Origin of the sequence: Tardiphaga sp. 619_E2_N8_4 (genome assembly GCF_051810905.1) — a bacterium.
In the GTDB taxonomy this organism is placed as follows: domain Bacteria; phylum Pseudomonadota; class Alphaproteobacteria; order Rhizobiales; family Xanthobacteraceae; genus Tardiphaga; species Tardiphaga robiniae.
This window is the reverse complement of the sequence record NZ_JBPWQJ010000002.1, coordinates 32,642-57,204: the sequence shown is the minus strand read 5'-3', so window position 1 is coordinate 57,204 and position 24,563 is coordinate 32,642. Positions and strand designations below refer to the sequence as shown.

The following is a 24,563-nucleotide window of genomic DNA, read 5'->3' as shown; positions in this document are numbered from 1 at the left end:
GATAGTTTCATCTGTCTGGTTCCTTTCCCGCACGTTGAACCTGCTGCTTCCGACCGATCCACACTTTTAATGAAAACGCGCGAATCTACGACGGCTTTTTAGGCGTTCGCCGCCCATATTCGGGCGAGCTCGCCGCTTCGAATGGCATCACCGATACGATTCGCATAATAAGCAGTCGAACTACGCAACTAGTCGGCGGAGACGTCCAATAAATACGATCAATGGGCGATCAGCGTCGGCACGGTGATGTTCTTGAGCAGTGATCGGGTGACGCCGCCAAAGATGAATTCTCTGGTTCTGGCATGGCTGTAGGCCCCAAGCACGATCAGGTCCGACCTGTCGTGGGTCGCGAATTCGCGAATCACGTCGGCGACGGCTTTGCCATCGGACCTGCGTTGTTCGACGGTCGCGATGACGCCATGCCGGCAGAGATAGTGCGCTACATCGGCGCCCGGCTGTTCGCCGTGAGATGCATTCTTCTTCGGATCAATCACTAGCACGGTAACAGATTGCGCGGTCTTCATTAGCGGCAGTGCATCGCTAATCGCCCGCCGCGCCTCGCGGCTCGCATTCCAAGCAAACAGGATTCTGTTAGCGACATCGTCGCTGATCCAGCTCTCCGGCACGATCAAAAACGGAACTCCGGTCGCCAGCAACATGCCCGCCGGAGTTCCCTGCGCTGGCAGGCCGCCTGGCGACGGATAGCCAACGATGACTAAGTCGCTGTGAAGCGAATGCAGACGTGCCAGTTCGTCGGCGTTGTTGGCCTCGATGGACCTGAATTCAAAGGTCACCCGCTCGCGGCCGGCTAGGGTCTCGAAATTCTTGATGGCCCCCGCAGCCGCCTCCCGTTCGAACAGGCTGTGGCGCTCCACCATTTCGCGCACGGCGCCAGCTCCGGCGACGAAGCCATCGGCGGGATTTTGCCGCCAGCCTGTGGGCGCGATGAACACGCCGATCAGGTGCGCGTCGTGCTCAGCAGCAAGGCGGACGGCATAGCGGGTCCGGGCCGCGCCTCCTGGCGACGGATCGACGAAGACGATCAGAGACTTGAGGGCCATGCGCCAATCCGTTCTTCCGCGCGTCCCGCGCCGGTTGCCAGTCGCAGTGCAAGCGATCTGCCCGGATTGCGCTGGCGAGCCGTCTACAGCGGGCCAATCCATATGTAAGACGGCGTTCGTCCGGTACAAAGATGACGTTGGCCTGCCAAGGGGAGGTACCAACGCGCCGGCGTATATTGCACAAGCAGCAGCATGGTCCGGCCGGACTGAACAACCCCTGAACGGATCAGCGGATAGCGGCAAGTGACGATCTCACCGCGCAATCTTCGGCCGACGGATATTGAAATCGAAGTGAACGCCCTCGAGCCTGGCGGCGCCGCAATTTGCTTAGGTGCTCTGCAACAAGCCCGAGTCGCATAACTTACATTATGGAATAAAAACCTACTAGCGGCGGTGCAGAGCTCTGGATAGTTAAAGGCGTCGTCCTTGGAGTCTTAGGAGTGCAACTCTGCGCACTTGCGATGTTCGACCGCTGACCAAACCTAGCACACAGCGCGACAGGTGTGTTGCATAACGAGTGGATACGTTAGCCGTCAGAAAAAAGAAAGACCCGGCCGAAGCCGGGCCTCTCGACTAGCTCTGGCCGCTTTTTCGGCCAGCCTCGCTTGCCTTCTCTCGATCATTGGCAAAGTTTCCCGGGTTAGTGTTTCCACTACCCTGCTGACCCTGCGAGCCGCCGCCTTGCTGCTGCTGTCCGGAATGACTCTGCTGGCCACCCTTCTTGCCAGCCTCGGACGCTCGCTGCGGATCGTTAGCAAAATTACCAGAACCACCACGTTCATTGTCTGCCATTGGATCTCTCCATTGTTGTTGATGACAACGTCTCACTAACGAGGATGGGCCGTTTTGGTTGTGGACGAGATGAGGAGTTCTTGTGGCAGTTTCGCGAATTGATAGTCCGGTCGTCGTCGGCTCGCCTCGATGTCTCTCAGTTTCAATTCGGGCCAGGTGGCGGCCTTGGCCTCGTGAATGCCGTCCAGCGGTTCCATGCTTGCTTAGCGGTGGCAGGAAGAACTACCCGCCTTCCCCCACTGTTCTTTCTCATTCAGGTGCCGTGGCCCGCGCACTACGCGTATGCGTCGCATCAAAATTAGACCAACGAAGCTGCGTACGCGCGGGTCTTTTCGAGCGCTTTCACTTCTACTTGACGTACCCTCTCCCGCGAGATCTTCAACTCTGCGGCCAGCTCGTCAAGTGTAAGCGGGGCGTCCGATAGCCATCGTGCTTCGATGATGCGCTGCTCCCTCGGTTTAGGATGGGCGAGCGCTTGGCTGAGGATCTGCCGCCTCCAGCTAAGCTCGCTGCGTTCCGCGACATCTTCTTCAAAATTGAACGTAGGATCGGCTAAGCGCTCCTGCCACTCAGTTCCCTCTTCGTCGTCATCCCTTGAGGTTGCATTGAGCGACATGTCTCCGAGAAACCGGCGGTTCATGTCGATGACCTCGCGCTCGGGCACATTCAAGCGGCGGGCTATCGTTGCGACGTGATCGGGCCGCATATCGCCGTCATCGAGCGCTGCGATCTTGCTCTTCAAGCGACGCAAGTTGAAGAACAGGCGCTTCTGGGTCGAAGTGGCGCCAATATGGACGATCGACCAGGACCGCAGGATGTAATCCTGGATCGTTGCCTTGATCCACCAGGTTGCATAAGTCGCAAGCCTGAAACCTTTGGCCGGATCAAATCGCTTCACAGCTTGCATCAAGCCGATGTTGCCTTCCGAAATGACATCGGCGATCGGAAGCCCATAGCCCCGATAGCGCATCGCCAATTTGGCGACCAGTCGGAGATGGCTGGTCACAAGATGATAGGCAGCCTCCCTGTCGCCGTCCTCGCGTAAGCGCCTGGCATAGGCGAGCTCCTCTTCAGGCTTGAGGAGAGGAAACTGCTTGATGGCGGTGAGATAATTTGTAAGGCCTTCTCCAGCCGCCAAGGTTGGAAGCGCGAACTGAGTCATCCCTGCCTCCTGTCGATTTGCGAATGATCAAACGGACATTCCAAAGTGCCACACCTGCGACGGCCGGAGCCGTCGCAGATGATTGCACAGAGCGATCGAAAGGCGTCAGGCGGCCTTGGCTTCTAGCTGCTCGACGTTCGAGCGAGAAGCGCCGTTGATGTCGATCTTCCTCGGCTTCATGGCCTCTGGAATCTCCCGGACCAGATTGATCTGCAGAAGTCCATTCTCGAAAGTCGCGCTGGTGACCTGGACATGGTCTGCCAGGTTGAATTGCCGCTTGAACGCGCGACCGGGGATGCCCTGGAAAAGGAAATCGCGCTTCTGTTGCTCTTTGCGGCCCTCGACCGTCAGAACGTTCTGCTCTGCCGTCAAGCTGATCTCGTCGGGAGAAAAACCCGCCAGAGCAAGCGAGATGAGGTATCGGTCATCCTCGACACGTTCGATATCATAGGGCGGATAACTGCCCTCGTTGGCACGCTGCGCGGCATCCACGAGATCAACCAAGCGGTCAAAGCCAATGCTTGAGCGCCAAAGCGGAGCGAAGTCATAAGTCTTCATAGCCAAATCCTCCAATGAGCAAGATGGGTATGAGAAGGCGCCGGACACTCCCGGCGTCAGCCTCACGTTGGACCCGACATTTGGCATCCAACGGTTCTAAAATAGAAAAAACCGGCAGAAAGTTTCAAGGGGGCGCCGCAAATTTTTTGGCTTCTGCCAGGGCGATGTTCTTGACCGGCCCGCCGACCGCTCTACATCTTGATCGCCGTCTTGAAAAGAAAGGAGTAAAGGAGGCGACCATGAACTCGAACCAGACACTCTTCGACATTCATGCAAACTCACTTCTGGCAGCGACCTACAGTGACCCGTCCGAGGTGCTGGCCAACCCGATCCTCTCAAACCTTGAAAAGCGGTGCGTGCTGGCGGCGTGGGCGTCGGACGCATTCGCCGTGGAGAACAGCCCTTGGCTGAGGCAACTTCCGGGTTCGTCCACTGCTATCCCGGTCGGACGCATCCTGAGTGCTTTAAGAAAGCTCGATGAGGAGGACGATCCTCCGCCTCTGAGTGGAGCGCCGGCTATGCGTTTTCCGACGCTCGAGGAGCCGAAAATGGCGGTCGGCTTTTAAGCTCACGTAGCCTCCTCAGCCAATCATGGCGACTGATGGCGAGCCCGCTGTAGGTACGGCGGGCTCACACGCTGCAATCTGTTTTTCGTCCAGATGACTAAGTACTTTTTTCCTTTGCGCGGGGGCAGACCGCTCTGTGACGACTCAGGGATCGACTTTCCGTCCCAACGAGCCGCGATCGAACATGCAGCACGCATCGCTCGTGGGGTCGCGAAGGGCACTCCCAATTATGCGGGGCCCAGTCGCTTTGTCGTCGTCATCGATGAAAGCGGGGAGGAAGTCTTCAGAGCACCCGTTCAACTCCGGAACTGAGCCCAATTGCGGCGGCGAAACCGTACCGGTCGAGCCGCTCTATTCGGCAGCTTCCCGCTTCGGCGCGGCTGAGCGCGACAATTCGGCGATCTCCGATTCTTCCATCGTTTCCTTTTCCATGAGCCGCTTGGCCGCCTGCTCTAGTAGGGCCTGGCGCTCGCGAAGGATGCGCAACCACGTATTGGACTAGCGCGATCACGAAAGCCGCCGCGATCGCATACCTGACGTTGAAACGTGTTTGATTGTTCATGAGTCTCGCTCACGCGGCCAAGCCGGGTGGCGGCAAAGCACTTTCATCATCCTTTCTCGTGCTCTTGTGGAATAATGCGCCGGCAGACTGCGGATCCTCCAGATCGAGCAGTGCATCGATTACCTGCTGGAGGCGGGACGGCTCAGCCAGCAGTTTGCCTTTTGAATGCTCGATCTCGATTTGATAGGCGTCGAAAGCCCAGCGTTGCAGCACGTTGCGCTTCTCTTCCTCCGTCAGCGTGGGGTCCCGCAGGACGTCTTGAGGATCCGGGTAAGTTGCGGCCGGATCAATTCCCCGACCGGACTGGCCGGACACGTCAGGTCCAAGCGTGCGCTCGACCCATTCCAACCGCCGGCGACGTTGATGGACGGTTGCAGGTGCTTCGCCGGAGCGGCGATTGTCTGAGATCAGGAACGATTTACCTTCCCGCTCAGGCGCACCTTGCACCGTATATTGAAGGCTTTGGCGGCGCGCATAAGCTACGGCGGATTCCATGGACGGAAAACAGAGCTCCACTTGACTGAGCGTGTCATCGTCTGCGGTCCAGCCCATCAGAGGCTCGATGTAGGGTGCAGAACGTCGCTCGAAACGCAGCTTCCATTGGTCCAGACGTGTCCGTCCCGAGGTCATCGGCGAGGGAGCAGACCGGTAGATCACAGCGTGGGCGTCCGAAGGGAACGGCGACTTCGTCAGCGCCGCGCGCAGGGCTGGCTCGCGCGGCGTAAGGTGCGCGGGCTCAGATAGAGACACGAGGTTCTGCATTGATGCCTCCTGGGAACAGGAGCGAGCGGGGCACTCACTCCCCGCCGCTCTTTTTTCTCTCACTTGCCGTTTATCGCTATCCGTTTCACCTTCTGTTGTGCAGTCGGGGACTTCGGCAGCGTGACTGTGAGGACGCCGTTCTTGAAGGACGCGGCGACTTTGTCCTGTTCGACATCGTCGACCGGGATGCGCCGCTCGAAGCGCCCGTAGTAGCGCTCGCTGAAGAGCCGCTCCTTGTCTTCGGTCTCGCTCTTCTTCTCGCCGCTGATCGTCAATACACCATTGGCAAGCTCGACGTTGACGTCCTTTTGTTCGAGACCGGGAAGCTCGGCCATGACCCTGATCTCTTTGTCGCTGTCGTCAATTTCAATGTTGGGCCAACCCAGCGACGACGAGCCGAATGGACGATCAAGACTTCGGAAGGTGTCTTCGAACAGCCTGTTCATCTCGCGATGTAACGCAAAGAACGGATTGCCCGCTTCGCCGCCGTGAGCTGTCACATTACTAGATCTGTTGTTCCACGGAACAAGATCGCGAAGTGCCATGATTTTCTCCTTTCTCCTTTCTATTGCAATGGCCTGCCGCGTTTAGGGCTCAAAGACGTACACCGTAGCCATGGGATGCTCCGCGTATCATCGTCAGCTGTCGTTTCATCCGACGTCGATAGCGAGAGCTTCACGGCCTGCCGCCGCAGTCCTTGAACCCGGGGCCCACACTCCGCGTGTGGCTATCAAAAAATTAGAAGGCCTTATTTTGGTTTCAAGTGAGTGGAAATTTTGCCGCACCCGGAAGGGGCGGAACGAACCCAGTAGCGGGCCATACTGATCGGACCTCCCCGCTGAAAACCGCCACTCTGGAGTAATCTCGTGCGCCAACAATTTTCCCGGGCGGCTATTGTCGTCCTGCTCGTCCTGCTCGCCGTCGTGATTGGACGACCCTACGTCGACAGCCCGCTGTTTTCGGCGACATCGCCAAGGCCCATTGCAGCACGAAGCGACTTGGCTGAGGCAGAGCGTGCGACAATTGAGCTTTTCGAACGGGTATCTCCTTCCGTGGTTCAGGTGGTCGGTACGGCAAATGTATCCAGTCCCGCATACGCTGAGAGTGAGGGCGGAGGGCAAAGCGGGACCGGTTTCGTCTGGGATGGCGCCGGTCATGTGGTTACCAATAACCATGTGGTGAGCGGGACAAGGGAGGTTGCGATCCGCTTGGCCACCGGCGAAGTCGTCGCTGCCTCGATTGTCGGGACCGCTCCGAATTACGATCTGGCCGTGGTCAGGCTCCGAAGCACGCGAAACTTGCCCAGCCCCATCGCAGTCGGAAGCTCAGCCGACCTCAAAGTCGGTCAGGCAGCATTCGCGATCGGTAATCCGTTTGGCCTCGATCAATCCTTGACGACGGGCGTGATCAGCGCCCTCAAGCGGAGGCTGCCAACGAACGGCGGACGCGAAATAGGGAATGTCATCCAGACCGACGCCGCCGTTAATCCGGGCAATTCCGGAGGCCCCCTGCTGGATTCCGCCGGCCGGTTGATCGGTGTCACCACGGCTATCATTAGCCCGTCCGGCTCCAGTGCCGGCATAGGATTCGCGGTTCCGGTCGATACGGTGAACCGCGTCGTTCCCGAATTGATTAAAAACGGGCGCGTTCCGACACCGGGCATCGGCATCGTCGCCGCCAACGAGGCAGTCGCAACGCGGCTCGGGATAGAAGGCGTTGTCGTGGTGCGCGCCATCCCCGGTTCGCCTGCCGCGCAAGCCGGGCTTCGCGGAATCGACGAGATGGGCGAACTCGGCGACATCATCGTGAGCGCAAACGGACAGCCTGCGAGACGGCTGTCAGATTTGACTGACCAGCTCGAGACCGTCGGCGTCGGGCGGGAAATCGAACTCTCGGTGAAGCGCAAGGACGGCCTGACGTCAGTCCGCGTCAAAATCGAGGACATCGGCCGATCCGATTAAGACAGCGAAAGAGGCATACTCAAACTCATAAAAAATGGCCAAGAACAGGAACAAGCCTGGGACGATTTGGATTACTGGACATCCGATCCAACTAATGGAAATGTCGTCATGAAACGGAATTATTTAAGACTCTCGCTGCGTTGCTTGGCACTTCTCGGCTCGCTCGGCATCGGGGCCGGCAGCGCTTTAGCGCAAGGCATATATGTCGAGACTTATGCCGAGCCGTTCGCCGTGGTTGAGCCTCACCCGGTCGTTATGGCGCCTCGTTACATCGTACGCCCGGCGGTTGTTGCGTCTCCCATCGTACGAGACAGGACCATCATCGTAAACCGGCCGAGCTATGTACCCGTGCTGCCCCCCGCGCCGCCACCTTACGTTATTGCCGACTGGTGAACTCGCGAGTGCTTGCGCGGACGTAGCAAGCTTGAGTGCCCTGCCCCGCAGGCTTCATTTTCATGCGCCGAATTAGTGGCCAGAATTGAAGGCAATGAAGAACCGTAATATCCGATATTTGGCGACAGCTCTCATCTTCCTTGCGGCAACCGGTGTTTCGCAAACGAAGCAGGGTGACCCTCGATCAACCAGCCCAGCCAGTGACCGGCCTGCGGCTTCCGTCCCTTCGTCCCCCAAGCGCCTCCTGGTTCCTCAAACCTCCCGCCGCAAAGCGACGGACCGGAGCGTCGAAACGCTGATCCCTGACATCTGCAGGGGCTGTTGACGAGAACGGAAGGACCTCTGGCGGCTAACGGAACGCATCGGAAGTTTTCAACGGTTCGGTAAAGCTCGCATTCGCCGATGATAGCTTGCTAAGGCTTGAGCAATGATATGTTGACCGAGGGAGGCGTGGTCGCTTCTGGATGATCTGATCGCGCGACAAGATAAAGCTCTCCGGCCACCAGCATGACGGCAGCAATTACCAAGGTAAACATGGCCAGCACCAGGTCGTGTACGTCATCCATTTGCAGTTAAAGTGCGATCTTGGTTCACGTGACGGCAGCCATCGCCTTTGGCTATCCGCGCGAGCGCTAGTTGAATAACAGCGGGTCAGTTGACCTTTGGCTATCCGCGACAGGCGCCGATGTGAACGGCGGGCGATGGCTCCGCGGCATTGAACATCCTTCATAGGAATTTTGTTCCGAGCAGGCTTTCGATGTCAGCGTTTTAACGGCCATCCGTTGGTATGGCTGCGCCTGAGAGGCAGTGGCCATAGAGCGCCAGTTCATCAAAATTAAATCTTGGATATTCCGCAACTTCGGGCGCTGATTTGAGTTTTCCGAGCCTCTAATTCAGGAGGACGATATGAAAGTCAAAGCTGCCTTCATTGGTTTGGTTGCCATCAGCGCGATCGGGTTTGCCCCGCAATCGGCGACGGCAATGCCTAACGGGCTCCCGCATGCCAATCAGATCTCGAACGTCGAGCAAGTCCGATGGGTGTGCAACCCCTGGGGGCGTTGTTGGTGGCGGCCAAACTACTATCGAGCATACGGCTTCTACCCTGCACCGCGCTTCGGTCATCGCCCTTGGGGCTGGCGCCACCACCACCGCGGCTGGCACCGCTGGTAGCACTCGGTTCTCGCCGGTGCGATCGAGGAGCGATACGAACGGAGTGAGCCGCTGTCGTGGTGGCCTTTGCTAACGGGCGACAGGGCCGCTTCGTCTCCCAACAGCTCCGAGAAACCGGCCATCCGTTAACGGAGGACGGGTCATGGTAGAAACCTTCGCTCAGCGAGCAATCCAGGAGGCAGAACTTTACGACGCGATTGAGCGTGCGGTCGCTAATCTGCATGCAGCACTTATGCAGGTCGATGCAGCTTGGGTCAGGATCACAGCGCAGCGCCCCCAACCTTCCGCGGCAGCCTTCGCAGCGCTCGATTCTGCCGAGCAGCTTGTCAGGGTCGCTCACGAAGATCTGTCCCGGGCGCGGATTGCGCTTTGCGACTTTACGGAAGACAGCACTCTGCAGTAATTGTGCTCATCGGACATTGCTAGCCGGAGCCGTTCCATCTTTTATTAAAGCTGATGGAGCTCAGCCTTAACGAAACCCTTTAGTCCCATTTTCCTTAAAGCGGCTTTTGCAGAGGCTGGATGGCTCGGCGGCGTTCTCTGAGCCGTCTCTCGTCGCGCGTGCGCATTTGGCGAGATTCGGCGCATGGTAGCCGCCCTGATGACCGCCGCCATGCCGAACTACTACGGTCTGTGCATCAGCCTGTGAGGTGGCGGCGGAACGGCGATGCCGATGGCAGCGAAGGCAGCGAGGGCCAAAAGAACTTTGCGCATTATTTTCTCCTTTGAATGAGCGTTAATTGAATGCGCCAAAGGAGGTCTGTTCCGCCGCTGCAGGATCATCACGCTCGCATAAGCGTTGCTCCGCTGTCGGCAAGCTAAACGAGGCGAACAAGATCATCTGCGTCCAGCGGCGAGCATACCATGGTCTTAGCTCGGCCCACAGAGATCGGCGTTGCACCAGCCGGCCAGCGGAGATTTCATTGGATCGATCGCCTCGGTCACGCTTTTGACGACCGCGCATCGCGCACAGCGCAAAACGACCGTTTCGTATTCGGAGGTATGAGGGACGGATCTAATGACCATCATGCGCAACGTACAACGAGGACAGAGCGCAATTGTCATGAGTGTTACCTTTTCACTGTGTAGTCCTTCCTTCGCCGAGTTGTCGTCTTCTATCAGCTTTGCGGCGATGAAGAATTGTCGTCTGTCGCATCGACCGGGCCATCTCTTCGTGGCGCACCTTCCTGCTTCAAGAGCCGCCGTAGCCGGGCAACGCGCCCCTTGATCGCGCTCGCCGTGCGCTTGTGCGCGCGAGCAACTATCCCGAAAGGACGCTCGGTCTTTAGTTCTTCAAGAAGTCGTGCGTCTTCTTGCGGCGTCCAGGCGACATGACTCTTTGCGCCTCGCTTCGTTGAACCGCCGGCGCGCTCGCCCCAGCCCTGCTGAACGCGCTCGGCAGCTACCACTACGTTGTCGCGATCCAACAGCTCTATGATCTCGGTGATCGTGCGGTCCGCATCCCCGCCTCCGGCTGAAAGGTAATCCGCGATCAGCAATTCAATATCCAGAACTGCCTTTGCTAGCTTATCTGCATCCTTCATCGCAGGACTCCAGTTAGCAGCTTGATCGAAACAGCCGTCGCAAAGACGACGGCGGCCGTTACAGAAGGGCAAAGGCGCGCCGGAACTGAAATGGGCCGATGTGATCCCTCACAAGTCCCTCACACGCCTGGGACGGTTGCCCCACTTCGGGACTTTGTCGACGAAAGAATCAGACCGGTCGGAAAGCGGGCGACCTAGACACAAGCGGCAACTCCGATAACTGACCATCAGACTCAAGCCGGATTCGCTCCAATTTGTTCCTGGACCCGATCGGATTGGCCCGCTGCAAAGGGGGCACGCCCGTGATCTGGCCATATTGCCTCGGACAACGCTTCCTGCACCATGCCACCATACGTCGCATGAAGAAGCCGTCCTCTGGGCCGCGCAGGGATCTCGCTTGGCGGCGATCAGACTTTGTGGGTGTAGATGAGCTAATGCGTGCAGACGTGTGCGACGCACGCGTTCGCGTGTACCGCTTTCAGAGCGATCTACTGGCGAGATTCCAGGGGCTGCGACCCCGTGTAATGCGGAAAATCCCGCATACGGTCCCTACACCGGGGGTGGCCTCGCCAGCAAAACCTGCTGAATTGCCCTGCCCGGCAGCCGCGGCAGCGGACAGAAGCCTGCAGGGCCGGCGAGGCGCCCAAGCGGACCGATGCGCGTTGACGAGCCTTCTCTCACCTGCCCTCGCCTACTGCAGCGGCACACATCAGTTAACATGGCTCTCAGGCTGGAGGACGAACCACCACCCGTACGACGCTGGGCTGCTCGGCTTGCCATTCATCGAGCAGCGGCACACCGAATTGGTCGTTGACGTAGTCCGCTGTAAACTTGTTCGGTGCTGTCAGCGTCACGGTATCCGCCTTTTCACCGACAAAGCTCAGCTTCATGATCCAGGTGGCGCATTTATCATCGCCAAGCCGGACCCGAAGACGCGACGCCACCGCGGCCAGTAAGGGGTGCATGTCGGGCCGGTCGAACGGATCGGAGCGAACAACGGGCACAGCTGTGGCTGGTGTGTCTAGCTGCCTTATTTCGTCAGATCGCCCGTCGTCCTCCATAACGCGCACTAGACCCTCGATGAGCTTGCCCAGCAATCTCGCATCGGCATCGTCGACCTTGCGTAGTGTGTCCGCTAAGCGAGACAGACGGTCCATTGAAATGCTGCCTGTCATGAGAACCTCCCGGCCAACAGCTCAAGCCGAACCTTTGCCAAGCCTTGTTCAGATAGTCTGCCTGATCGCTGCTGAGCGGTAAGCTGGTCAATCCTGCTAGGGCTAAGTTCGCCGAGCATTCCCCAACCCCGCTCGGCATCGCCTTCGCCAAGCCGGCTGGCGACTTGCCATTGCAGCTCGTGGGTTCCGAGAGGCGGTGACGTTGAAGGGGGTCGCGCGCGCGCAGCAGTAGAGCTCGCTGCAAGAAGAGAGGGTTTAGTATGATCAGTATTTAGTGTCTTCATTTCTTTATATGCAGCCGCCTTACCCGGCGCCGGGTCAGCCGGAGCCGGGTTTTCAGGCTGTGGTAGAGATGCCACATGCTCTACGGAAGGTGAGGCCACACCTTCTTCAACGTCCGTCGAGGCGTTAGGCTCGTCCGTAACTACGTATTCATGGGCGACAATCATGCCGTGTTCGTCGCGGACGATTTCGCGCGTAACATAACCGGCGGCGATCAATGTGCGGAATATCCGCTGCATGCGATCCTTGCCAACGCCCAACTCGTTGCCGATATGCCTTAGCCTTACCTTCCAATCAGGATGGCGCGAAAGCAGGTAGCCCAGAGCACCCTTTTCATCGATGCCGATCCGCTGATCTTCCCAGATCGCATTCGGAAATGAGGCATAGCGAGACGTGTGTTTTCTTCGAATGATCGTCACAGACGTTATTCCGTTACTTGCAGTTGTAGGGACTTCGGCCGGGCATGACGTGCTCAAGCAGAAACGCCGCCCGTACGGAGGGGCGGTGACGTCGGCGCGGGGATGATCGAAGGTGTGGAATGAGCTCCACATCCCATGCTGCAGAAACGCAAAAGCCCGGCGGGCAGCCGGGCTTTTAGGAATCCATCACTTTTAGCTAAGGTGGTTGGCCGTTGTCCTCACGGATGGATCTATACCTTTGATCCATTGCACTTACTGAGCAAGGCGCTACTCCAAACCGACACTACATCTAAATGAAACGGCTTGACTGCCTGCGCATCAGCACGGCAGTTTGATCAGCCTGTTGAGGCCGCGCGCTCCGCACGTATGTTTGTCTGTGTCGAAAGGTTATGGCGCCTCGGCGTCTTACACTTCGGTGCGATCGCCAAGATCAGGGCGCGCTTCGCGCGGTACCATTTCCTCGGTGAGGATCATGGGTGCACCGAAGCTCTGAAGCTCCTCACAATCCGTGCCTACATCCGTGGGATGCAAAACCAGATCGATCTGCTTCGATCACAATGACCGTTGCAGGCGTCCCGGCAGTGATAACGCTGAGTCGCTCGACAGTCCAGATTGCCCTCATAGCAAGAAGGTCCCCATGGAAGCATCCCAACGATTTCGAGCGTTAATACATTGCTTGGTAGAGCTCTCCGAGGCTGCCAATGAGTAGGCGTCATTCTCGGAAGCAAATCTCCTTCCGAGATTTGCCGGCGCAGAAACCCCGAGGTCCCTTACGATCCGTTCCGGCATCCAGTCGGATGCAAGGCCGAACAGAGCTGCATCGGTATCCAGACCGTTGCAGGCGTCGATACTTGGATAACGCTGAGTCGCTTGATCGTCCAGTACGTCTCTGCCAAGCACGCTGAACGGCTGCTCGTCTTTGCAAATGGAAAGATCGAAGCACGAGTCGCAGGTAGCGATCTCCCACAGCAGTAGCACCCCAGGGTGGCTGAGGGTGTGGCTGAGGGTGTGGCTGAGGGTGTGGCTGAGGGTGTGGCTGATGATTGGCTCGATACCTCGAACCGCACTTCAACCAAGAATCAGATGCCCATTTTTACATCGAGGTGCAATAAAGACAAGTGACACCACTGCCCTCGCGCGCCACAGGATGGTAGGCGACCGCGATCGCAGCCGGGATCTCTCCGAACACCTTCTCGCCCATACTCCAACGCGCTTGGAGTGATCCCGACCATCCGACCGGCGGGATGTACTGCTTTAGACACACCACCGGCTTCGCAGAGAAGCGGTTTGCTCCTCCAATCCGCCATCTGCGAGACTCCCTTCCGAAGAAGCAGCTACAAGCAGAGGCCTAACGTGCGAACCAAGGTCTGATTCATGCCATTCAAGTCAAGCACCTCAATGCCGAGTGCGAGCTGGGAACGATGCTGGATAGCCGTTGTTCAGAAAATGTCGCCCCATCGGAGCTCACATGTTTGCATCACCCCTCATCGCAATGACTGAAGCGGCCCTCCTCACCCTCGAAGCAAGTCGGGTCGTCGCCCTGCGTATGCAGGTTTTGATGCTGGGCGGGACGGCGGCCTGGGATGAGGCTGACTTGATGGTGCGCGAAAAGACAACGGCCTTTAGCCAGGCTTTCTTCGATCTTGCCGGCGGGTCGTCCCATTCAGCGGTTTGCTCCGATCTCAGAGCAGTGGTGAAAGATAACTACGAGAGGCTTTCGGCCCACTCCTGATGAGCTCGAATAAGTGATCGTGCTGGCGCGCCAACCGCCGCGGAACGATGCGGCTACCTGTTCCGGATCGGAACAAGTAGAGCCGATGCTCGCCGATCGGACGCTGACGGCTAGGAACGATGCGTCGACGCGACTGTTCTTCAGAAAACCCCCGTGGAGCACGCGATGAAGGTTACGCTTTCGAAAGAAGAGCTGGAGCGCGAGGCTCTGGCTGAAATGCGTACTCTCCCCGGATGCGAGACGCTGAGAGCGGTCGACGTCCAGTACACCGATCTTAGGGCCGACACCAACTGGACCCTTTTCGCATTTGCTGAAGGTGGCATCGATCCCGATGTCCTGCATCGCGCATTGGAGACCACGGTAGACAAGCTGCGCCATCGATACGAACTGCGCGCGCCGGAGTGACCGACAGGTCAGCACGTCACTCCTGTCGGATGGCATCACCTCTGTGACCCAAACGAATGCGACCGCCGACGAGCTAATCTGGTTTTTCCACGAGAGGCTAGCAGGCATGCCTCTCCGCAACGCCCGGATTGCAATTATTCCGATCGGTAGCGGCAATTTGGTCCGCACTCACGAACGCTGCTGAACGACAGTATTACCCTGACCTCCCCGCTACTGTGACGCGCATCGAGATGCAACTTCGTCCTCTCTTCCTCCTGGGTTGAACGGAGGGGAACTCACACCTCCCATCCCCGTTCTACTGGTCTCATCGACCAACGCGACATTCGAACAGTATGACTGTGTCTCTCCGTAAGCCTGCTCAGACGGGCGACGAACAAAGCCTCATCAAGGCCCGCTACTGCCGATCGATTTTGAAGGTCGCCGCGATCAGCACGGATCACGAAGCCCGCATTTTGCTTAACGGTCTGGCCACAGAACAAGCGACGCCGAACACGTCGGCTGCAATGGCCGAGGCTGAACGAGCAGCGCTCGCCGCCCTCCGCGAGCTTGCCGGAGCGCAGTACGGACGGAGCATACCCCAAAGTTCCAGAGAGTGGACGCGTGCCACGCGAGCGATCCAGTTGTGGCTCACCGTATCCGAGGGATAGACCTCGGCCTTTAACGCACGCGCATATCCGACCCTCAGTCGGACAGGTCCACAACGCAGACGCTCGCTGCAACCCTTGTCCTGGGCGAGGAAAGAAATGTTCAGCTGAGGAACATTTCTTCGATCTGTAGTAGGCACACCCGCAGCTTTGAGAAAACGCGGCGCGGCTACGCGCGTTCGCTGACTTTCGGCAGGCTGCGGTAAGATCTGGCATTCACGGCGTGGACCTTGAGGCTGCTCCGACTGTCATGGTATTCTAGCGTCATGATGTTCGTTTCTACGTTCTTTCCGCTCTCCTGAACGGCCCCCAGCCGTCCGGCGCTTTTCGCGCCGATCAGATCAGGACGGCTTCGCTAATGCGATAGCCGAGCGGAGATTCATGCAATGCCGAATAGTGCGCAGATTGGCCTGACCTCCCGTCGGGTCCAGAGCTTCATTGACGACGGATTTGTTAAAATCGAGAATGCCTTCAGTGCTGACCTTGCAAGGCAATGCCGAGATGAATTGTGGACAGATATCGGCTTGTCAGCCAGCGAACCGAAAGGCTGGACTCGACCGGTCATCCGAGTGAACTCGAAATCCACCCCTCCTTTTATTCAGGCGGCCAATACGCCGGCCCTGCACGAGGCCTATGATCAGCTCGTCGGCGTAGACCGTTGGATTGCTCCCAAGGGGCTTGGGACCTTTCCGATTCGGTTCCCTTCGGAGGAAGCGCCGGGGGATGATGGCTGGCATGTCGATGTGAGCTTTGGCGTCGACAATCCGGATTTTATGGAATGGCGAGCCGATGTGAAGAGCAGCGGACGAGCCCTCCTTATGCTGTTCCTACTGTCGGATGTTGGCCCTGACGATGCTCCTACAAGAATTCGCCGGGGCTCCCATGCCATGATTGCACGGGAGCTTCTGCCTTATGGCGAAAAGGGAGCTACACTCCGGGAGATATCCGCGAACGGTTACGCCTCCAGCGCGGACTGCCCGATCGACGCCGCGACCGGATCCGCAGGCACAGTCTATCTATGCCATCCGTTTCTCGTTCACGCGGCACAACCCCATCGCGGTCAGCGTCCTCGATTCATGGCGCAACCCCCGCTGTTACCACGGGACGAGTTCGATCCGTGCTTGCCACCCTCCCCGGTTCAGATCGCCATCCGTCAAGCTTGCGGATTGACCTTCTGATCTGGGTGCCCGGGCCAACTGAGGCTCCGACGCCGGCCCCTGGCTTGGCTGCCACTGGGGTCTTCCAAAGCGGAGGCGTTCGAGAAACTGTTCCGACGTAGAACAGTTTCAGCCCAAAAACCCCTTCCTGATCGGAAGGGGTTTTTCCCCTCGGATTTGCGCATGTGTTGCGTGAAATCCGACCATCATAACCTGTACGCCGATGGTACAGGTTTTGACTGGGACGCAGTCGGTCGCTGCGCAACGGCGGATACTCGTCTCGTAGCTGGGTTTTAGGTTGCGCGTCACGCCCGCCGCTTTTCCCGAAGCTTCGAATTGATCTGCGACATCAAAATCGGACCGAGCGAGAACTCCCCGTCCTTGGCTTTCTGTGTCAACCCGCGCAGGTAGCCGCCGGCGGATCTGATCGCCTCGCCGCGCTGCAGGATGCAGGCAACCACGATCGCGGCCGGCGTTTCGCCCAGCACCTTTTCGGCCTCCTCCCAGGCGCTTGGACTGATCCCCAGCATCGACCGGACGACCGCGGCGGTGGCGAGAAAATCGCGCCAGTTGGCAATCCCGCTCTTGGCGTAATCGACGATGTCGGGGCAAGCGTTCAGCACCATCCCTAACGGATAGGTCGCTTCCACCCTCGCCTCTGCCCGCGGCTTTGTCTCAAGAGTTTCAGCCCTGCCTTCTGCAAGGCTAGGTTCAAGATCAATAAGGGGGTCTGTATTTGAACTCTGTATGTGACGCTCGGAATGGGACTCATTGGCGCTCGTATTCTTGGATTTAATGTGTGTTTCGAGAACATTGAGGACGTCGTCGGCAAGCTGCGAAAGCTCCTCGGCAATCGGCTCAAGTTCTTGCCTGGTCGCCGTGCGCGGAATCCCGTCCACGATCGAGCGGAAGGCCGTGTGGACCTCCTGCCAGTCGGCCGGGCCCTGCCCTCCCCGACGTGTCGGGACATCGTCCTCGATGCCCGTAGCGATCATCTTGGCGATGTCGCGCCGGCATAGCGTGATCCGCTCGCGAACAAGCTTGAGGGCCCGCGCTTCCGCCTGGATCTCGGCGGCGAGGCCTGCGAACTCTTCCGATCGGACAACCAGCGGGGACAGGTCAAAGCCGAAAGCGAATTCGATCTCGCCAGCAGTGCCCTTGCGGGCGTAGCGCTTGCCGTTGGGGCTGTCGCGCCGAACCACCAAACCGGCATCGACCAGCACGGCAAGATGGCGCCGTAACGTAGATGCCGGCATCCCGTGTGCACGCAACGACAATTGATGGTTGGACGGGAAGACAATCAAATCGCCCTCCCCCGTCAATGTGGTCTCCGGATGAAATGTCAGGAGCGCATTCAGTACCGAGAGCGATCGCTCGGAAACCGCGAGCCGTGGTCGGGCGGCACAGATGGTCTGATAGACCTTCCATTTGTGCACGACCTTCTCAGGCGGCCTCTCAGTGGCCACCATCTGACTTGCCACATGGGCAAGCGTCAGCGACCGCCGCCCAAAGGGCGTCGTGGGGGTATGCGTATTCATATGTTCGCCCTCAGTTAGGGCAAAAGAAATCCGCTCGCCGAAAACGGCGCCGAGACTTGACAGTGATTCGCGGAAGTGTGATTCTCAGAGTGCCAACTTAGAGAAGGGCTTCCGGAACGGCGACGTGACGGGGGCCTTTTTCTTTTGCTCGTCTAATCTCCTGTTTTCTTCTTCGCTCGTCTGAAATCCTGATAAATGGACTCCAGGTTGTTCAAAATCCAATCGCCGAGTTGCGGCCCGTCTTTAGCCGACAGCGCAAGGGTGTAAGACTTTCCGGAACGCCTGCCTGAGACCTTTACGGATTGATCCGACGGCGACCAGGTCGTCGGCTTCGCAAGCTTTGGCCCACCTTGAGGTTTGCGTTGGGATTGCAGGTGGCTCAACAACGTGTTGAAGCGGTCATCCGATTGTGCCTCGGCAAATTTCTCGCCCTCAACGAAGGCGACGGCCTTGGCGGCCATCGTCGGCGTCTGCACAATTTTCTTGAGTTCCTCCCAACGGTCGCGGCCGACACCCTTTGCGGCGCCGATAGCCTCAAGCACGTCGTCCGGGATCAACTCCGCGACAGAGAGCATGCGCGACAGCAAGGTATCGTCGATGGCCAGCGCCGCCTTTATCGTGTCCTTGCCGTAGCTGAGATCAGAAAGACGCCTTGCAAAGCGCGACTTCTCGATAAATGAAAGATTGGAACGAGCAGCATTTTCCTGTCCCTGAGCGACGATGGCAGTAGTGTCGTCTAGCTGCTTGATCACGGACTTCACCTGAAGTCCGAGCTCAAGCGCGACTTTCAGCCGCCGGCGCCCGAAGACAATGACGTAACGGCCCGCCTCCTTGGGATGAGGCCGCACTAGGATCGGGGTATCTTGGCCGCGGGCTTGAATGGCCTCTAACAATTCTTGATACTCTTGATCATCTGCCTGGATGCGATCGAGGATCGGCGACTGGTCTACCAGCGCGGGGTCGAGGCTGACGATAGTTTCGCCTTCCATCAACCTTTGGGATGCTTGTGCGAGTTCATCCAAAGAGCGGCGCATAGCGCCAGAAGCACCGCGCATCGCATAGTCAGCGCGAGCAGTCGTAGCCCCAGCTGGAACCTCAGCCCCCCGTTGCGTCGCATCAGCGCCAGAGAGGGTGCCGAGCAAATTCTTCCTCATGACCGGTCCTCCCATCGAGGAGCTAGACAGTTGATCCGATTAGGAAATCTCGCGTCTTGCACGGCTGTCAATTTAGCGCTCATCGCCGGCCCCATGCGCTATGAATCAAGCTGGCGATTTCGCTGTTGACCGCGTTCATGCTTTCAACGGCGCGCTCGTAAGTCGAGCGGATGAACTGCGACTTCTCTACCTCGTAGAGCGACTGTTTGGTGATGCCGGCATCCGAGATAGCCGTTGATTTTAACATATGGTTGGAGAGCACATTGCCGGCGAACATAGCCTGCATAAACCCGACCATCTGCGCCTGCGGCCCGTCGGTCGGCTCAAAGCGCGTAACGAGATAACGAAACCATTTGAGTTTTACGGCGGCGCCAGCACCCTTAATCGATTGCAGGATGCCCCCGAGCATCAGCAGAAATTGCGACATCGATAGGATGTCGAGCATCTGCGGGTGGACGGTGATCAGGACCGAGGTCGAAGCCATCAGCGCCGTAAGTGTGAGATAGCCAAGCTGCGGAGGGCAATCGATCACGACCACATCGTATCGGTCGTCCACGTCCTTCAAAGCCGACGATATGCGCGTAAAGAATGTTCGCCCTTCGTTGGAGCTGCGGTCCGCTGCAGCAAGAGGCGTCTCGTATTCGTATTCTTGAAGTTCGAGGTTGGCCGGCACGATGTCCAGCCCAGGAAAGTTCGTAGGACGGATCGTTTCTCTAATCGACTTTCGGTTAGAATCGTAGCGTAGGGCCTCATACAGCGACGGGTTTTTGTCGAGTTCCGGTTGGATCCCATGCAGAGCCGAGAGCGAGGCTTGGGGATCCAGATCGATTACGAGAACACGATGACCAGTCAGCGCCAGATATTGCGCGAGATGGGCGGCCGTCGTCGTCTTGCCCGAACCGCCCTTGAAATTTACGACCGATATGACTTGCATCGACTCCCCTGCCCGGCGCCGGGGTACGTACCGTTTGACATCGGCCCGCCCGTTCTTGTCCAGGAATTGGCGAAGCTCCATCATCTGCTCGGCCGTGTAGGTCCTCCGTCCCGACGGCGTGGTGGCGGGTTCAGGCCCCTTGCCTTCGAGGTGGATTTTTTTGATGTGACTGGCGGTGACGCCTAAGAATGCAGCGACTTCGGCCAGCGAGAATCCGCGAAGCCCTTTGGTGGCATCAGGCGGGAACTGCTCGAATCGCAATATGTTCAGCTTCTCGGAGACAAGCTCACCCTGCTGCAGGATGGTCGTGTCAAAATCGATATCTGTGTTCGCATCCATTAGACCAGTCCCAAAAAACGCTTTTCCGACGCAAATCACCGTTCAAGTGTGAATGTGCCCGATTCTTGAAATCCGGCAAGGATTTTTCCGTTAATGAAAGGTTAACGCGCCATATTCGGGTCTACGGCGGATTGAATCGCGTGTGCGCGGCGTGACGGGCCGGAAGCGGAGAGTTTACGTCGAGATCTTGCCTGCAGTGCGCTCGAAAAGAGCGTCATATTGCGCCCAGAGCGCAATGAACGTATGTTTAGTTCCTTGAAATCACTAGGATATTTTGGATTCTGCACGGCTGTCAATTTAGGCGGCGCGCCACGGACTTCTCCCGCAAAACAGGTCGCATGGCCCCCGCGGGCCACCGCTCCAGGCACCACGGCTGCGGTCTCCTGGCCAAATGGCGGGAGCGGATGATCCCGTCGGCTGCCGGGTGGAAGGGCGCCGGAATGATCAGCGACTAGGTTTGCGGCCGGGACGATCGCTGTCTGGGACAGGTGGTGATCAGGTGCTGGAAAGTCCGAACGTCGGATCGGGGCGGGGGCAGAGCGTCGATACTTTTCCCGTTCACCGGCCACTTCTAATCGTCTATCCTTCTCGTTATATTAGGCTACACGACGCAAGGTAGAGGCCGTCCCATGGCTTTCCATATTAAAAATCCCGAGACGGACGCGTTAGCCCGGCGCGTTGCGGCGCTTAAGAATATCGGTTTGACCGAGGCCGTGCATGCTGCCTTGGCTCACGAACTTGAGCGCGAACAGGGCGCGCCGAGCTTAGTCGATCTTGGGGTACAATTCTGTCGTGATCTGAGAGCCAAGGCTGATCCGCAGAATGGTAAGCCTGCGGATAAGGCGTTCCGCGACAGCCTATATGAAGACGCCTGATGTTTATCGACGCGTCGGCGCTCACGGCGATGCTGACCGACGAAAATGAGGCGCGGGAGTTGCTCGCCCGGGTCCAGCGCGCGAAAACCCGACTGACTTCGCCTCTCGCAGTATGGGAAACAGCGATCGCCATCGCGCGCGTTCTTAATCTTCCGATAGCCGATGCTGCTGAGGCTGTTGAAAGTTACTTGTCGCTTATGGAGATCACGGCGGTGCCTGTACCGCCTGAGGCGGCCCAGATTGCACTCAACGCTTTCGACCGTTTCGGCAAAGGTCGACACCCAGCTCGGCTGAATTTCGGGGACTGCTTCGCTTACGCGTGTGCTCGTCATCTTGGCGAGCCTCTGATGTTTAAGGGTGGCGATTTTCCGCAGACCGATATTGAGGCAGCTTAGTTTCCGATCGTCTGGTTCGTCCGGCAATGCTGCAAGTGATCCTCGCAAGCCCACGCCAAACAACACTACAGCCCCGCCGCCTTGGTCAGATTGACCCGGAAGCGATCGCGGCGCCGCTGGTACTTCCGCGTCTGCTCGGCGCTGGCGTGGCCGAGCTGCTTCTGGACGTAGCGCTCGTCGACCTCGGCGGAGGAGGCGAGGCCGGCCCGCAGCGAATGCCCAGCGAACTTGCCCGGCCGGTCGCCTTCGTCCAGATCGGCGCGGACGCCGGCGGCAAGCGCGGCGCGTTTGACCAGCCGGGCGATCTCCTGATCGTGCAGCCGATCCGGCCCGACCTCCCGGCCCTGCCCGGTCACCCGGCGGAACAGCGGGCCGTGACCGATGCGGGCCAGGTTCAACCAGGTCTGCAGCGCCGTGACCGGGCAGGTGACATCCGACGAGCCGCGGCCGATCTCGATCTCGCGCCAGCCGGTCTTACCGCGCACAGTGACGAGCATACCCTTGTCGAGAATCTCGACCCAGCCGCGGCCATCCTCGGTGTCGTCCCGGTGCAGGTCGAGGCCGACGATCTCCGAGCGCCGCAGCCCGCCGGCAAAACCGAGCAGCAGCATGGCGCGGTCGCGCAGCCCTCGCAGGCTGCCGCGATCCAGTGTCTCCAGCATGGCAATGACGTCCTCGGGCAGCACGGCGTCTTTCTGCCGGGGCGGGACGCCATGAGTGTTGCGGATGCCCGCCATCACGGTGGCGATGTGACGGTCGGCCCGGTCCAGCGCCGTGCCCCGCTGCGCGAAGTGCCAGCTCAGCGCCGACAGCCGGCGCTCGATGGTGGAGACGGAATTCGGCAGGCCATCGGCGGCCGCCGCGCCCGAGGCGCAGGCGGTGACGTAAAGGCCGACGGTCTGCGGGGAGGGCGGCAGCACCTCGAGATGATGGCGCCGGCACCAGGCGGCAAAATGCTTCCAGTCGGCGGCATAGGCGCGGCGGGTGTTGGCGGAGCTTGCGGCATCGACATAGTCGCGGGCGCGATCGGCCAGCCGGGCGAGCTGCGGCGGCATCCGGGAATCTCTGGCCCGGGCGGGGAGGGCGCTTGGGCCCTCGGCCGCGAGGTCTGCGACCGCACGATCGCCGGCGGCAGTCGCGCCATCGGGCGGCACGGCGCCGTCTTGGGACTCGGATTCGGCGCTGGAGGGGACGGCAAGACTCATCGCGGCGAGTATTCGAAAAACGAACGATAAGGCAACATTATCGTTCGTTTTTATTAACCATAACCTGGGGCGGTTTGGGCGGATTTCATGGCGCAAAGCGCCGCGCCGACTTACACTGCGGCATGTCATCCCGCGCCCGCATGATTCCGGCACCGCCCCGCCGCTTCCCGCCGATGCCGGGCTGGGCGCGTCCCTGTGACACGTCAAACACTGCATCCGATGCGTTATTTGCCGCCGGCGCAGCGCTGGCGGCGCTGCATCCGATCGCGCGCGATGAGCATCTGCTCGGCACGTTGTGGCGCCAGCGCCTCGCGCTGACATGCGCAGCCAGGCTGGCCGGGCAGGGCGGTCGCACGGAAGACGAAGCGATGCTGCGTGATCACTGGTATCTGCGCCAGAGCCGCGATGATCCGGGCCCCGCCGGCCGACTGCTCGGCGCCTGGCGTCGCCTCGGGACCGGCAAGGCGCTCACGCTGAAGGAGACGTGGCCGACGATGCTGCCGGCGCTGCTGGCGTGCCGCGACGACGAAGCGCTGCAGGAGGCGATCGCATGCGCGCTGGCGCAGTGCATCGGCGACGGCAATCCGGTGCAGGCCGCCGCGGCAACGGCGGCGATGAGCCTGCGGCTGCGACCGGACTGCGGGCCGCTGGCGCTGTGGCTGGCCGATGCCGTGCTCGCCCATCGCTTGAGCTGGCCGGCGCCGGTGCCGCTGCTGGCGGCGCATCTCACCGGCAATGGTCTGCGCCGGGCGGCAACTAACGGCGATGAGCAAGGCTGGATGCAGGTCTGCAGCCTGGCTTATGCGCGCGCCGCGGCGGCCGCCTGGGATCGCTATGCCGAGCTCGGACACCGCGCCGATCGCTTGCTCGGCGCGGCGCCGAAACTGCGCAGCCGGGATGCCGACACCATGGTGGCGACCTTGCTCAGCGAGGACGCGCAACCGGCGCGGGGAGGGCAGACCGCCAGCGATCGTTCCAGCCGACGGCTGTTCGAACGTCTGGTGTCGCTCGGCGTCGTCCGCGAACTGACCGGCCGCCCCACGTTCAGACTGTACGGGCTGTAAGATGGGACGCCGCGCCAAAGCCAAACTCACGCTGGACACCAAACTCACGGATCTGCCGACCGCGCTGCGCTGGCGCGAATGGATGGGCCGCGTCGAAGCGGTGATCTTTGCATCGCGCGAACCCGTCACCCGCGCCATGCTGGCGAAGGTCGTCGGACCCGATTGCAATCTCGATCTGATCATCGACGACATCCAGGCCGAACTGCGCGGCCGCCCCTATGAGCTGGTCGCCGTCGCCGGCGGCTGGCAGCACCGCACCCGCAAACAATTCGCCGATGCGATCCGCACCGCGACCGGGGCAGGGGAGCCGGGCAGCGCGCTGTCGGCGAGCGAGATGCAGGTGTTGCTGTGTGTGGGATATTTCCAGCCGATCACCCGCGGCGAGCTCGGCCGGTTCTTCGGCAAGGAGGTCAGCCGCGACGTGATCGGGCATCTGCGCAGGCTGGACTTGATCGGCTCCGGCCCAAGGGCGCCGCAGCCCGGCGCGCCCTACACCTATGTGACGACCAAGGCCTTCCTGGCGCAGTTTGGCTTCGACACGCTGCGCGACCTGCCGGACATGGAGGCGCTCGAGGACGCCGGCCTGCTCAGCAAGGACAAGCTGTTCGCCGGCGACATCTTGCCCGCGGGCGAGGCGATCGAGGGCTAGTGACGGATCTAGCCAGCCCGTCGGTCGAGAAGCAGCTTGGCATCGCCTAAACCGCATGACCCACG

Annotated in this window: 25 protein-coding genes; 11 read left to right on the top strand and 14 right to left on the bottom strand. The window is 59.6% G+C overall.

The genetic code is table 11. The annotated features are described in order from the left end of the window. Positions 1-218 precede the first annotated feature (218 nt). The 4 genes from AB8A23_RS29975 to AB8A23_RS29960 all read right to left on the bottom strand — a co-directional run bounded on the left by AB8A23_RS29975 (position 219) and on the right by AB8A23_RS29960 (position 3,573). Positions 219-1,190, bottom strand: coding sequence for a universal stress protein (locus AB8A23_RS29975; RefSeq protein WP_439060615.1), 972 nt, complete (start codon positions 1,188-1,190; stop codon positions 219-221). A gap of 444 nt (positions 1,191-1,634) precedes the next feature. After that, complete coding sequence (locus AB8A23_RS29970; protein WP_439060616.1) at positions 1,635-1,853, bottom strand: KGG domain-containing protein; 219 nt, start codon at positions 1,851-1,853, stop codon at positions 1,635-1,637. A 298-nt stretch (positions 1,854-2,151) separates the two neighbouring features. Beyond that, positions 2,152-3,015 (bottom strand): RNA polymerase sigma factor RpoH, encoded by an 864-nt coding sequence (rpoH, locus tag AB8A23_RS29965; RefSeq protein ID WP_439060617.1) that lies wholly within the window; start codon positions 3,013-3,015, stop codon positions 2,152-2,154. A 105-nt stretch (positions 3,016-3,120) separates the two neighbouring features. After that, positions 3,121-3,573, bottom strand: coding sequence for an Hsp20 family protein (locus AB8A23_RS29960; protein WP_439060618.1), 453 nt, complete (start codon positions 3,571-3,573; stop codon positions 3,121-3,123). A gap of 80 nt (positions 3,574-3,653) precedes the next feature. Here AB8A23_RS29960 and AB8A23_RS29955 point away from each other — a divergent pair, with 80 nt between their 5' ends. Both AB8A23_RS29955 and AB8A23_RS29950 read left to right on the top strand, forming a co-directional pair. Further along, positions 3,654-4,139, top strand: coding sequence for a hypothetical protein (locus tag AB8A23_RS29955; RefSeq protein ID WP_439060619.1), 486 nt, complete (start codon positions 3,654-3,656; stop codon positions 4,137-4,139). A 93-nt stretch (positions 4,140-4,232) separates the two neighbouring features. Continuing rightward, complete coding sequence (locus AB8A23_RS29950; RefSeq protein WP_439060620.1) at positions 4,233-4,451, top strand: DUF6894 family protein; 219 nt, start codon at positions 4,233-4,235, stop codon at positions 4,449-4,451. Positions 4,452-4,710: 259 nt separating this feature from the next. Here AB8A23_RS29950 and AB8A23_RS29945 read toward each other — a convergent pair whose 3' ends face one another. After that, entirely contained in the window at positions 4,711-5,463 is a 753-nt protein-coding gene (locus AB8A23_RS29945; protein WP_439060621.1) for an NADH dehydrogenase ubiquinone Fe-S protein 4, read from the bottom strand. A gap of 59 nt (positions 5,464-5,522) precedes the next feature. After that, the gene (locus AB8A23_RS29940; protein WP_439060622.1) at positions 5,523-6,008 is read right to left on the bottom strand and encodes an Hsp20/alpha crystallin family protein; all 486 of its coding nucleotides are present in this window, start codon (positions 6,006-6,008) and stop codon (positions 5,523-5,525) included. A gap of 321 nt (positions 6,009-6,329) precedes the next feature. Here AB8A23_RS29940 and AB8A23_RS29935 point away from each other — a divergent pair, with 321 nt between their 5' ends. Next, positions 6,330-7,424, top strand: a complete 1,095-nt coding sequence (locus AB8A23_RS29935; protein ID WP_439060623.1) for a S1C family serine protease — start codon at positions 6,330-6,332, stop codon at positions 7,422-7,424. A gap of 806 nt (positions 7,425-8,230) precedes the next feature. Here the strand turns inward: AB8A23_RS29935 and AB8A23_RS29930 are convergent. Beyond that, positions 8,231-8,383 (bottom strand): hypothetical protein, encoded by a 153-nt coding sequence (locus AB8A23_RS29930; protein WP_439060624.1) that lies wholly within the window; start codon positions 8,381-8,383, stop codon positions 8,231-8,233. 746 nt (positions 8,384-9,129) lie between these two features. On the opposite strand from AB8A23_RS29930, the gene AB8A23_RS29925 reads away from it, so the two are divergent. Next, positions 9,130-9,390 (top strand): hypothetical protein, encoded by a 261-nt coding sequence (locus AB8A23_RS29925; RefSeq protein WP_439060625.1) that lies wholly within the window; start codon positions 9,130-9,132, stop codon positions 9,388-9,390. A 715-nt stretch (positions 9,391-10,105) separates the two neighbouring features. Here AB8A23_RS29925 and AB8A23_RS29920 read toward each other — a convergent pair. The 3 genes from AB8A23_RS29920 to AB8A23_RS29910 all read right to left on the bottom strand — a co-directional run bounded on the left by AB8A23_RS29920 (position 10,106) and on the right by AB8A23_RS29910 (position 12,407). Continuing rightward, on the bottom strand, positions 10,106-10,531 hold the full coding sequence (locus AB8A23_RS29920; RefSeq protein ID WP_439060626.1) for a hypothetical protein: 426 nt from the start codon (positions 10,529-10,531) through the stop codon (positions 10,106-10,108). Between the two features lie 725 nt (positions 10,532-11,256). Further along, positions 11,257-11,706, bottom strand: a complete 450-nt coding sequence (locus tag AB8A23_RS29915; RefSeq protein ID WP_439060627.1) for a DnaA N-terminal domain-containing protein — start codon at positions 11,704-11,706, stop codon at positions 11,257-11,259. Further along, on the bottom strand, positions 11,703-12,407 hold the full coding sequence (locus AB8A23_RS29910; protein ID WP_439060628.1) for a hypothetical protein: 705 nt from the start codon (positions 12,405-12,407) through the stop codon (positions 11,703-11,705). The genes AB8A23_RS29915 and AB8A23_RS29910 overlap by 4 nt, the downstream gene beginning before the upstream one ends. A gap of 1,468 nt (positions 12,408-13,875) precedes the next feature. Here AB8A23_RS29910 and AB8A23_RS29905 point away from each other — a divergent pair. From AB8A23_RS29905 to AB8A23_RS29895, 3 genes are all read left to right on the top strand, one after another. Next, positions 13,876-14,139: a hypothetical protein gene (locus tag AB8A23_RS29905; RefSeq protein WP_439060629.1), complete on the top strand. Its 264-nt coding sequence runs from the start codon at positions 13,876-13,878 to the stop codon at positions 14,137-14,139. A gap of 165 nt (positions 14,140-14,304) precedes the next feature. Then, on the top strand, positions 14,305-14,544 hold the full coding sequence (locus AB8A23_RS29900; protein ID WP_439060630.1) for a hypothetical protein: 240 nt from the start codon (positions 14,305-14,307) through the stop codon (positions 14,542-14,544). Positions 14,545-15,574: 1,030 nt separating this feature from the next. Next, complete coding sequence (locus AB8A23_RS29895) at positions 15,575-16,366, top strand: phytanoyl-CoA dioxygenase family protein (protein WP_439060631.1); 792 nt, start codon at positions 15,575-15,577, stop codon at positions 16,364-16,366. 284 nt (positions 16,367-16,650) lie between these two features. Here AB8A23_RS29895 and repC read toward each other — a convergent pair whose 3' ends face one another. From repC to repA, 3 genes are all read right to left on the bottom strand, one after another. Next, positions 16,651-17,883, bottom strand: coding sequence for a plasmid replication protein RepC (gene repC, locus AB8A23_RS29890; protein ID WP_439060632.1), 1,233 nt, complete (start codon positions 17,881-17,883; stop codon positions 16,651-16,653). A gap of 152 nt (positions 17,884-18,035) precedes the next feature. Next, on the bottom strand, positions 18,036-19,037 hold the full coding sequence (gene repB, locus AB8A23_RS29885) for a plasmid partitioning protein RepB (RefSeq protein WP_439060633.1): 1,002 nt from the start codon (positions 19,035-19,037) through the stop codon (positions 18,036-18,038). A 79-nt stretch (positions 19,038-19,116) separates the two neighbouring features. After that, positions 19,117-20,310 carry a plasmid partitioning protein RepA gene (repA, locus tag AB8A23_RS29880; RefSeq protein WP_120286851.1) on the bottom strand — a complete coding sequence of 398 codons (1,194 nt, stop codon included), beginning with the start codon at positions 20,308-20,310 and terminating at the stop codon, positions 19,117-19,119. 629 nt (positions 20,311-20,939) lie between these two features. Between repA and AB8A23_RS29875 the strand changes: the two genes are divergently transcribed. Then, positions 20,940-21,185 carry a type II toxin-antitoxin system VapB family antitoxin gene (locus AB8A23_RS29875; RefSeq protein WP_120286850.1) on the top strand — a complete coding sequence of 82 codons (246 nt, stop codon included), beginning with the start codon at positions 20,940-20,942 and terminating at the stop codon, positions 21,183-21,185. Then, on the top strand, positions 21,185-21,580 hold the full coding sequence (locus tag AB8A23_RS29870) for a type II toxin-antitoxin system VapC family toxin (RefSeq protein ID WP_439060634.1): 396 nt from the start codon (positions 21,185-21,187) through the stop codon (positions 21,578-21,580). Before AB8A23_RS29875 ends, AB8A23_RS29870 begins: the two co-directional genes overlap by 1 nt. Before the next feature lie 65 nt (positions 21,581-21,645). Here the strand turns inward: AB8A23_RS29870 and AB8A23_RS29865 are convergent, their stop codons facing one another. After that, complete coding sequence (locus AB8A23_RS29865; protein WP_439060635.1) at positions 21,646-22,635, bottom strand: site-specific integrase; 990 nt, start codon at positions 22,633-22,635, stop codon at positions 21,646-21,648. A gap of 272 nt (positions 22,636-22,907) precedes the next feature. On the opposite strand from AB8A23_RS29865, the gene AB8A23_RS29860 reads away from it, so the two are divergent. Both AB8A23_RS29860 and scpB read left to right on the top strand, forming a co-directional pair. Continuing rightward, a complete protein-coding gene (locus AB8A23_RS29860) occupies positions 22,908-23,849 on the top strand; it encodes a DUF1403 family protein (protein ID WP_439060636.1) in 942 nt (313 codons plus the stop codon). A 1-nt stretch (position 23,850) separates the two neighbouring features. Then, complete coding sequence (gene scpB, locus AB8A23_RS29855; RefSeq protein ID WP_439060637.1) at positions 23,851-24,498, top strand: SMC-Scp complex subunit ScpB; 648 nt, start codon at positions 23,851-23,853, stop codon at positions 24,496-24,498. Positions 24,499-24,563 lie beyond the last annotated feature (65 nt).

Bases quoted from the DNA above. Each gene is read 5' to 3' on its own strand.
- AB8A23_RS29970 (WP_439060616.1), bottom strand. From the start codon at position 1,853: ATGGCAGACAATGAACGTGGTGGTTCTGGTAATTTTGCTAACGATCCG.
- rpoH (WP_439060617.1), bottom strand. From the start codon at position 3,015: ATGACTCAGTTCGCGCTTCCAACCTTGGCGGCTGGAGAAGGCCTTACA.
- AB8A23_RS29960 (WP_439060618.1), bottom strand. From the start codon at position 3,573: ATGAAGACTTATGACTTCGCTCCGCTTTGGCGCTCAAGCATTGGCTTT.
- AB8A23_RS29950 (WP_439060620.1), top strand. From the start codon at position 4,233: ATGACTAAGTACTTTTTTCCTTTGCGCGGGGGCAGACCGCTCTGTGAC.
- AB8A23_RS29945 (WP_439060621.1), bottom strand. From the start codon at position 5,463: ATGCAGAACCTCGTGTCTCTATCTGAGCCCGCGCACCTTACGCCGCGC.
- AB8A23_RS29940 (WP_439060622.1), bottom strand. From the start codon at position 6,008: ATGGCACTTCGCGATCTTGTTCCGTGGAACAACAGATCTAGTAATGTG.
- AB8A23_RS29930 (WP_439060624.1), bottom strand. From the start codon at position 8,383: ATGGATGACGTACACGACCTGGTGCTGGCCATGTTTACCTTGGTAATT.
- AB8A23_RS29925 (WP_439060625.1), top strand. From the start codon at position 9,130: ATGGTAGAAACCTTCGCTCAGCGAGCAATCCAGGAGGCAGAACTTTAC.
- AB8A23_RS29920 (WP_439060626.1), bottom strand. From the start codon at position 10,531: ATGAAGGATGCAGATAAGCTAGCAAAGGCAGTTCTGGATATTGAATTG.
- AB8A23_RS29915 (WP_439060627.1), bottom strand. From the start codon at position 11,706: ATGACAGGCAGCATTTCAATGGACCGTCTGTCTCGCTTAGCGGACACA.
- AB8A23_RS29905 (WP_439060629.1), top strand. From the start codon at position 13,876: ATGTTTGCATCACCCCTCATCGCAATGACTGAAGCGGCCCTCCTCACC.
- AB8A23_RS29900 (WP_439060630.1), top strand. From the start codon at position 14,305: ATGAAGGTTACGCTTTCGAAAGAAGAGCTGGAGCGCGAGGCTCTGGCT.
- AB8A23_RS29895 (WP_439060631.1), top strand. From the start codon at position 15,575: ATGCCGAATAGTGCGCAGATTGGCCTGACCTCCCGTCGGGTCCAGAGC.
- repC (WP_439060632.1), bottom strand. From the start codon at position 17,883: ATGAATACGCATACCCCCACGACGCCCTTTGGGCGGCGGTCGCTGACG.
- repB (WP_439060633.1), bottom strand. From the start codon at position 19,037: ATGAGGAAGAATTTGCTCGGCACCCTCTCTGGCGCTGATGCGACGCAA.
- repA (WP_120286851.1), bottom strand. From the start codon at position 20,310: ATGGATGCGAACACAGATATCGATTTTGACACGACCATCCTGCAGCAG.
- AB8A23_RS29875 (WP_120286850.1), top strand. From the start codon at position 20,940: ATGGCTTTCCATATTAAAAATCCCGAGACGGACGCGTTAGCCCGGCGC.
- AB8A23_RS29870 (WP_439060634.1), top strand. From the start codon at position 21,185: ATGTTTATCGACGCGTCGGCGCTCACGGCGATGCTGACCGACGAAAAT.
- AB8A23_RS29865 (WP_439060635.1), bottom strand. From the start codon at position 22,635: ATGCCGCCGCAGCTCGCCCGGCTGGCCGATCGCGCCCGCGACTATGTC.
- AB8A23_RS29860 (WP_439060636.1), top strand. From the start codon at position 22,908: ATGTCATCCCGCGCCCGCATGATTCCGGCACCGCCCCGCCGCTTCCCG.
- scpB (WP_439060637.1), top strand. From the start codon at position 23,851: ATGGGACGCCGCGCCAAAGCCAAACTCACGCTGGACACCAAACTCACG.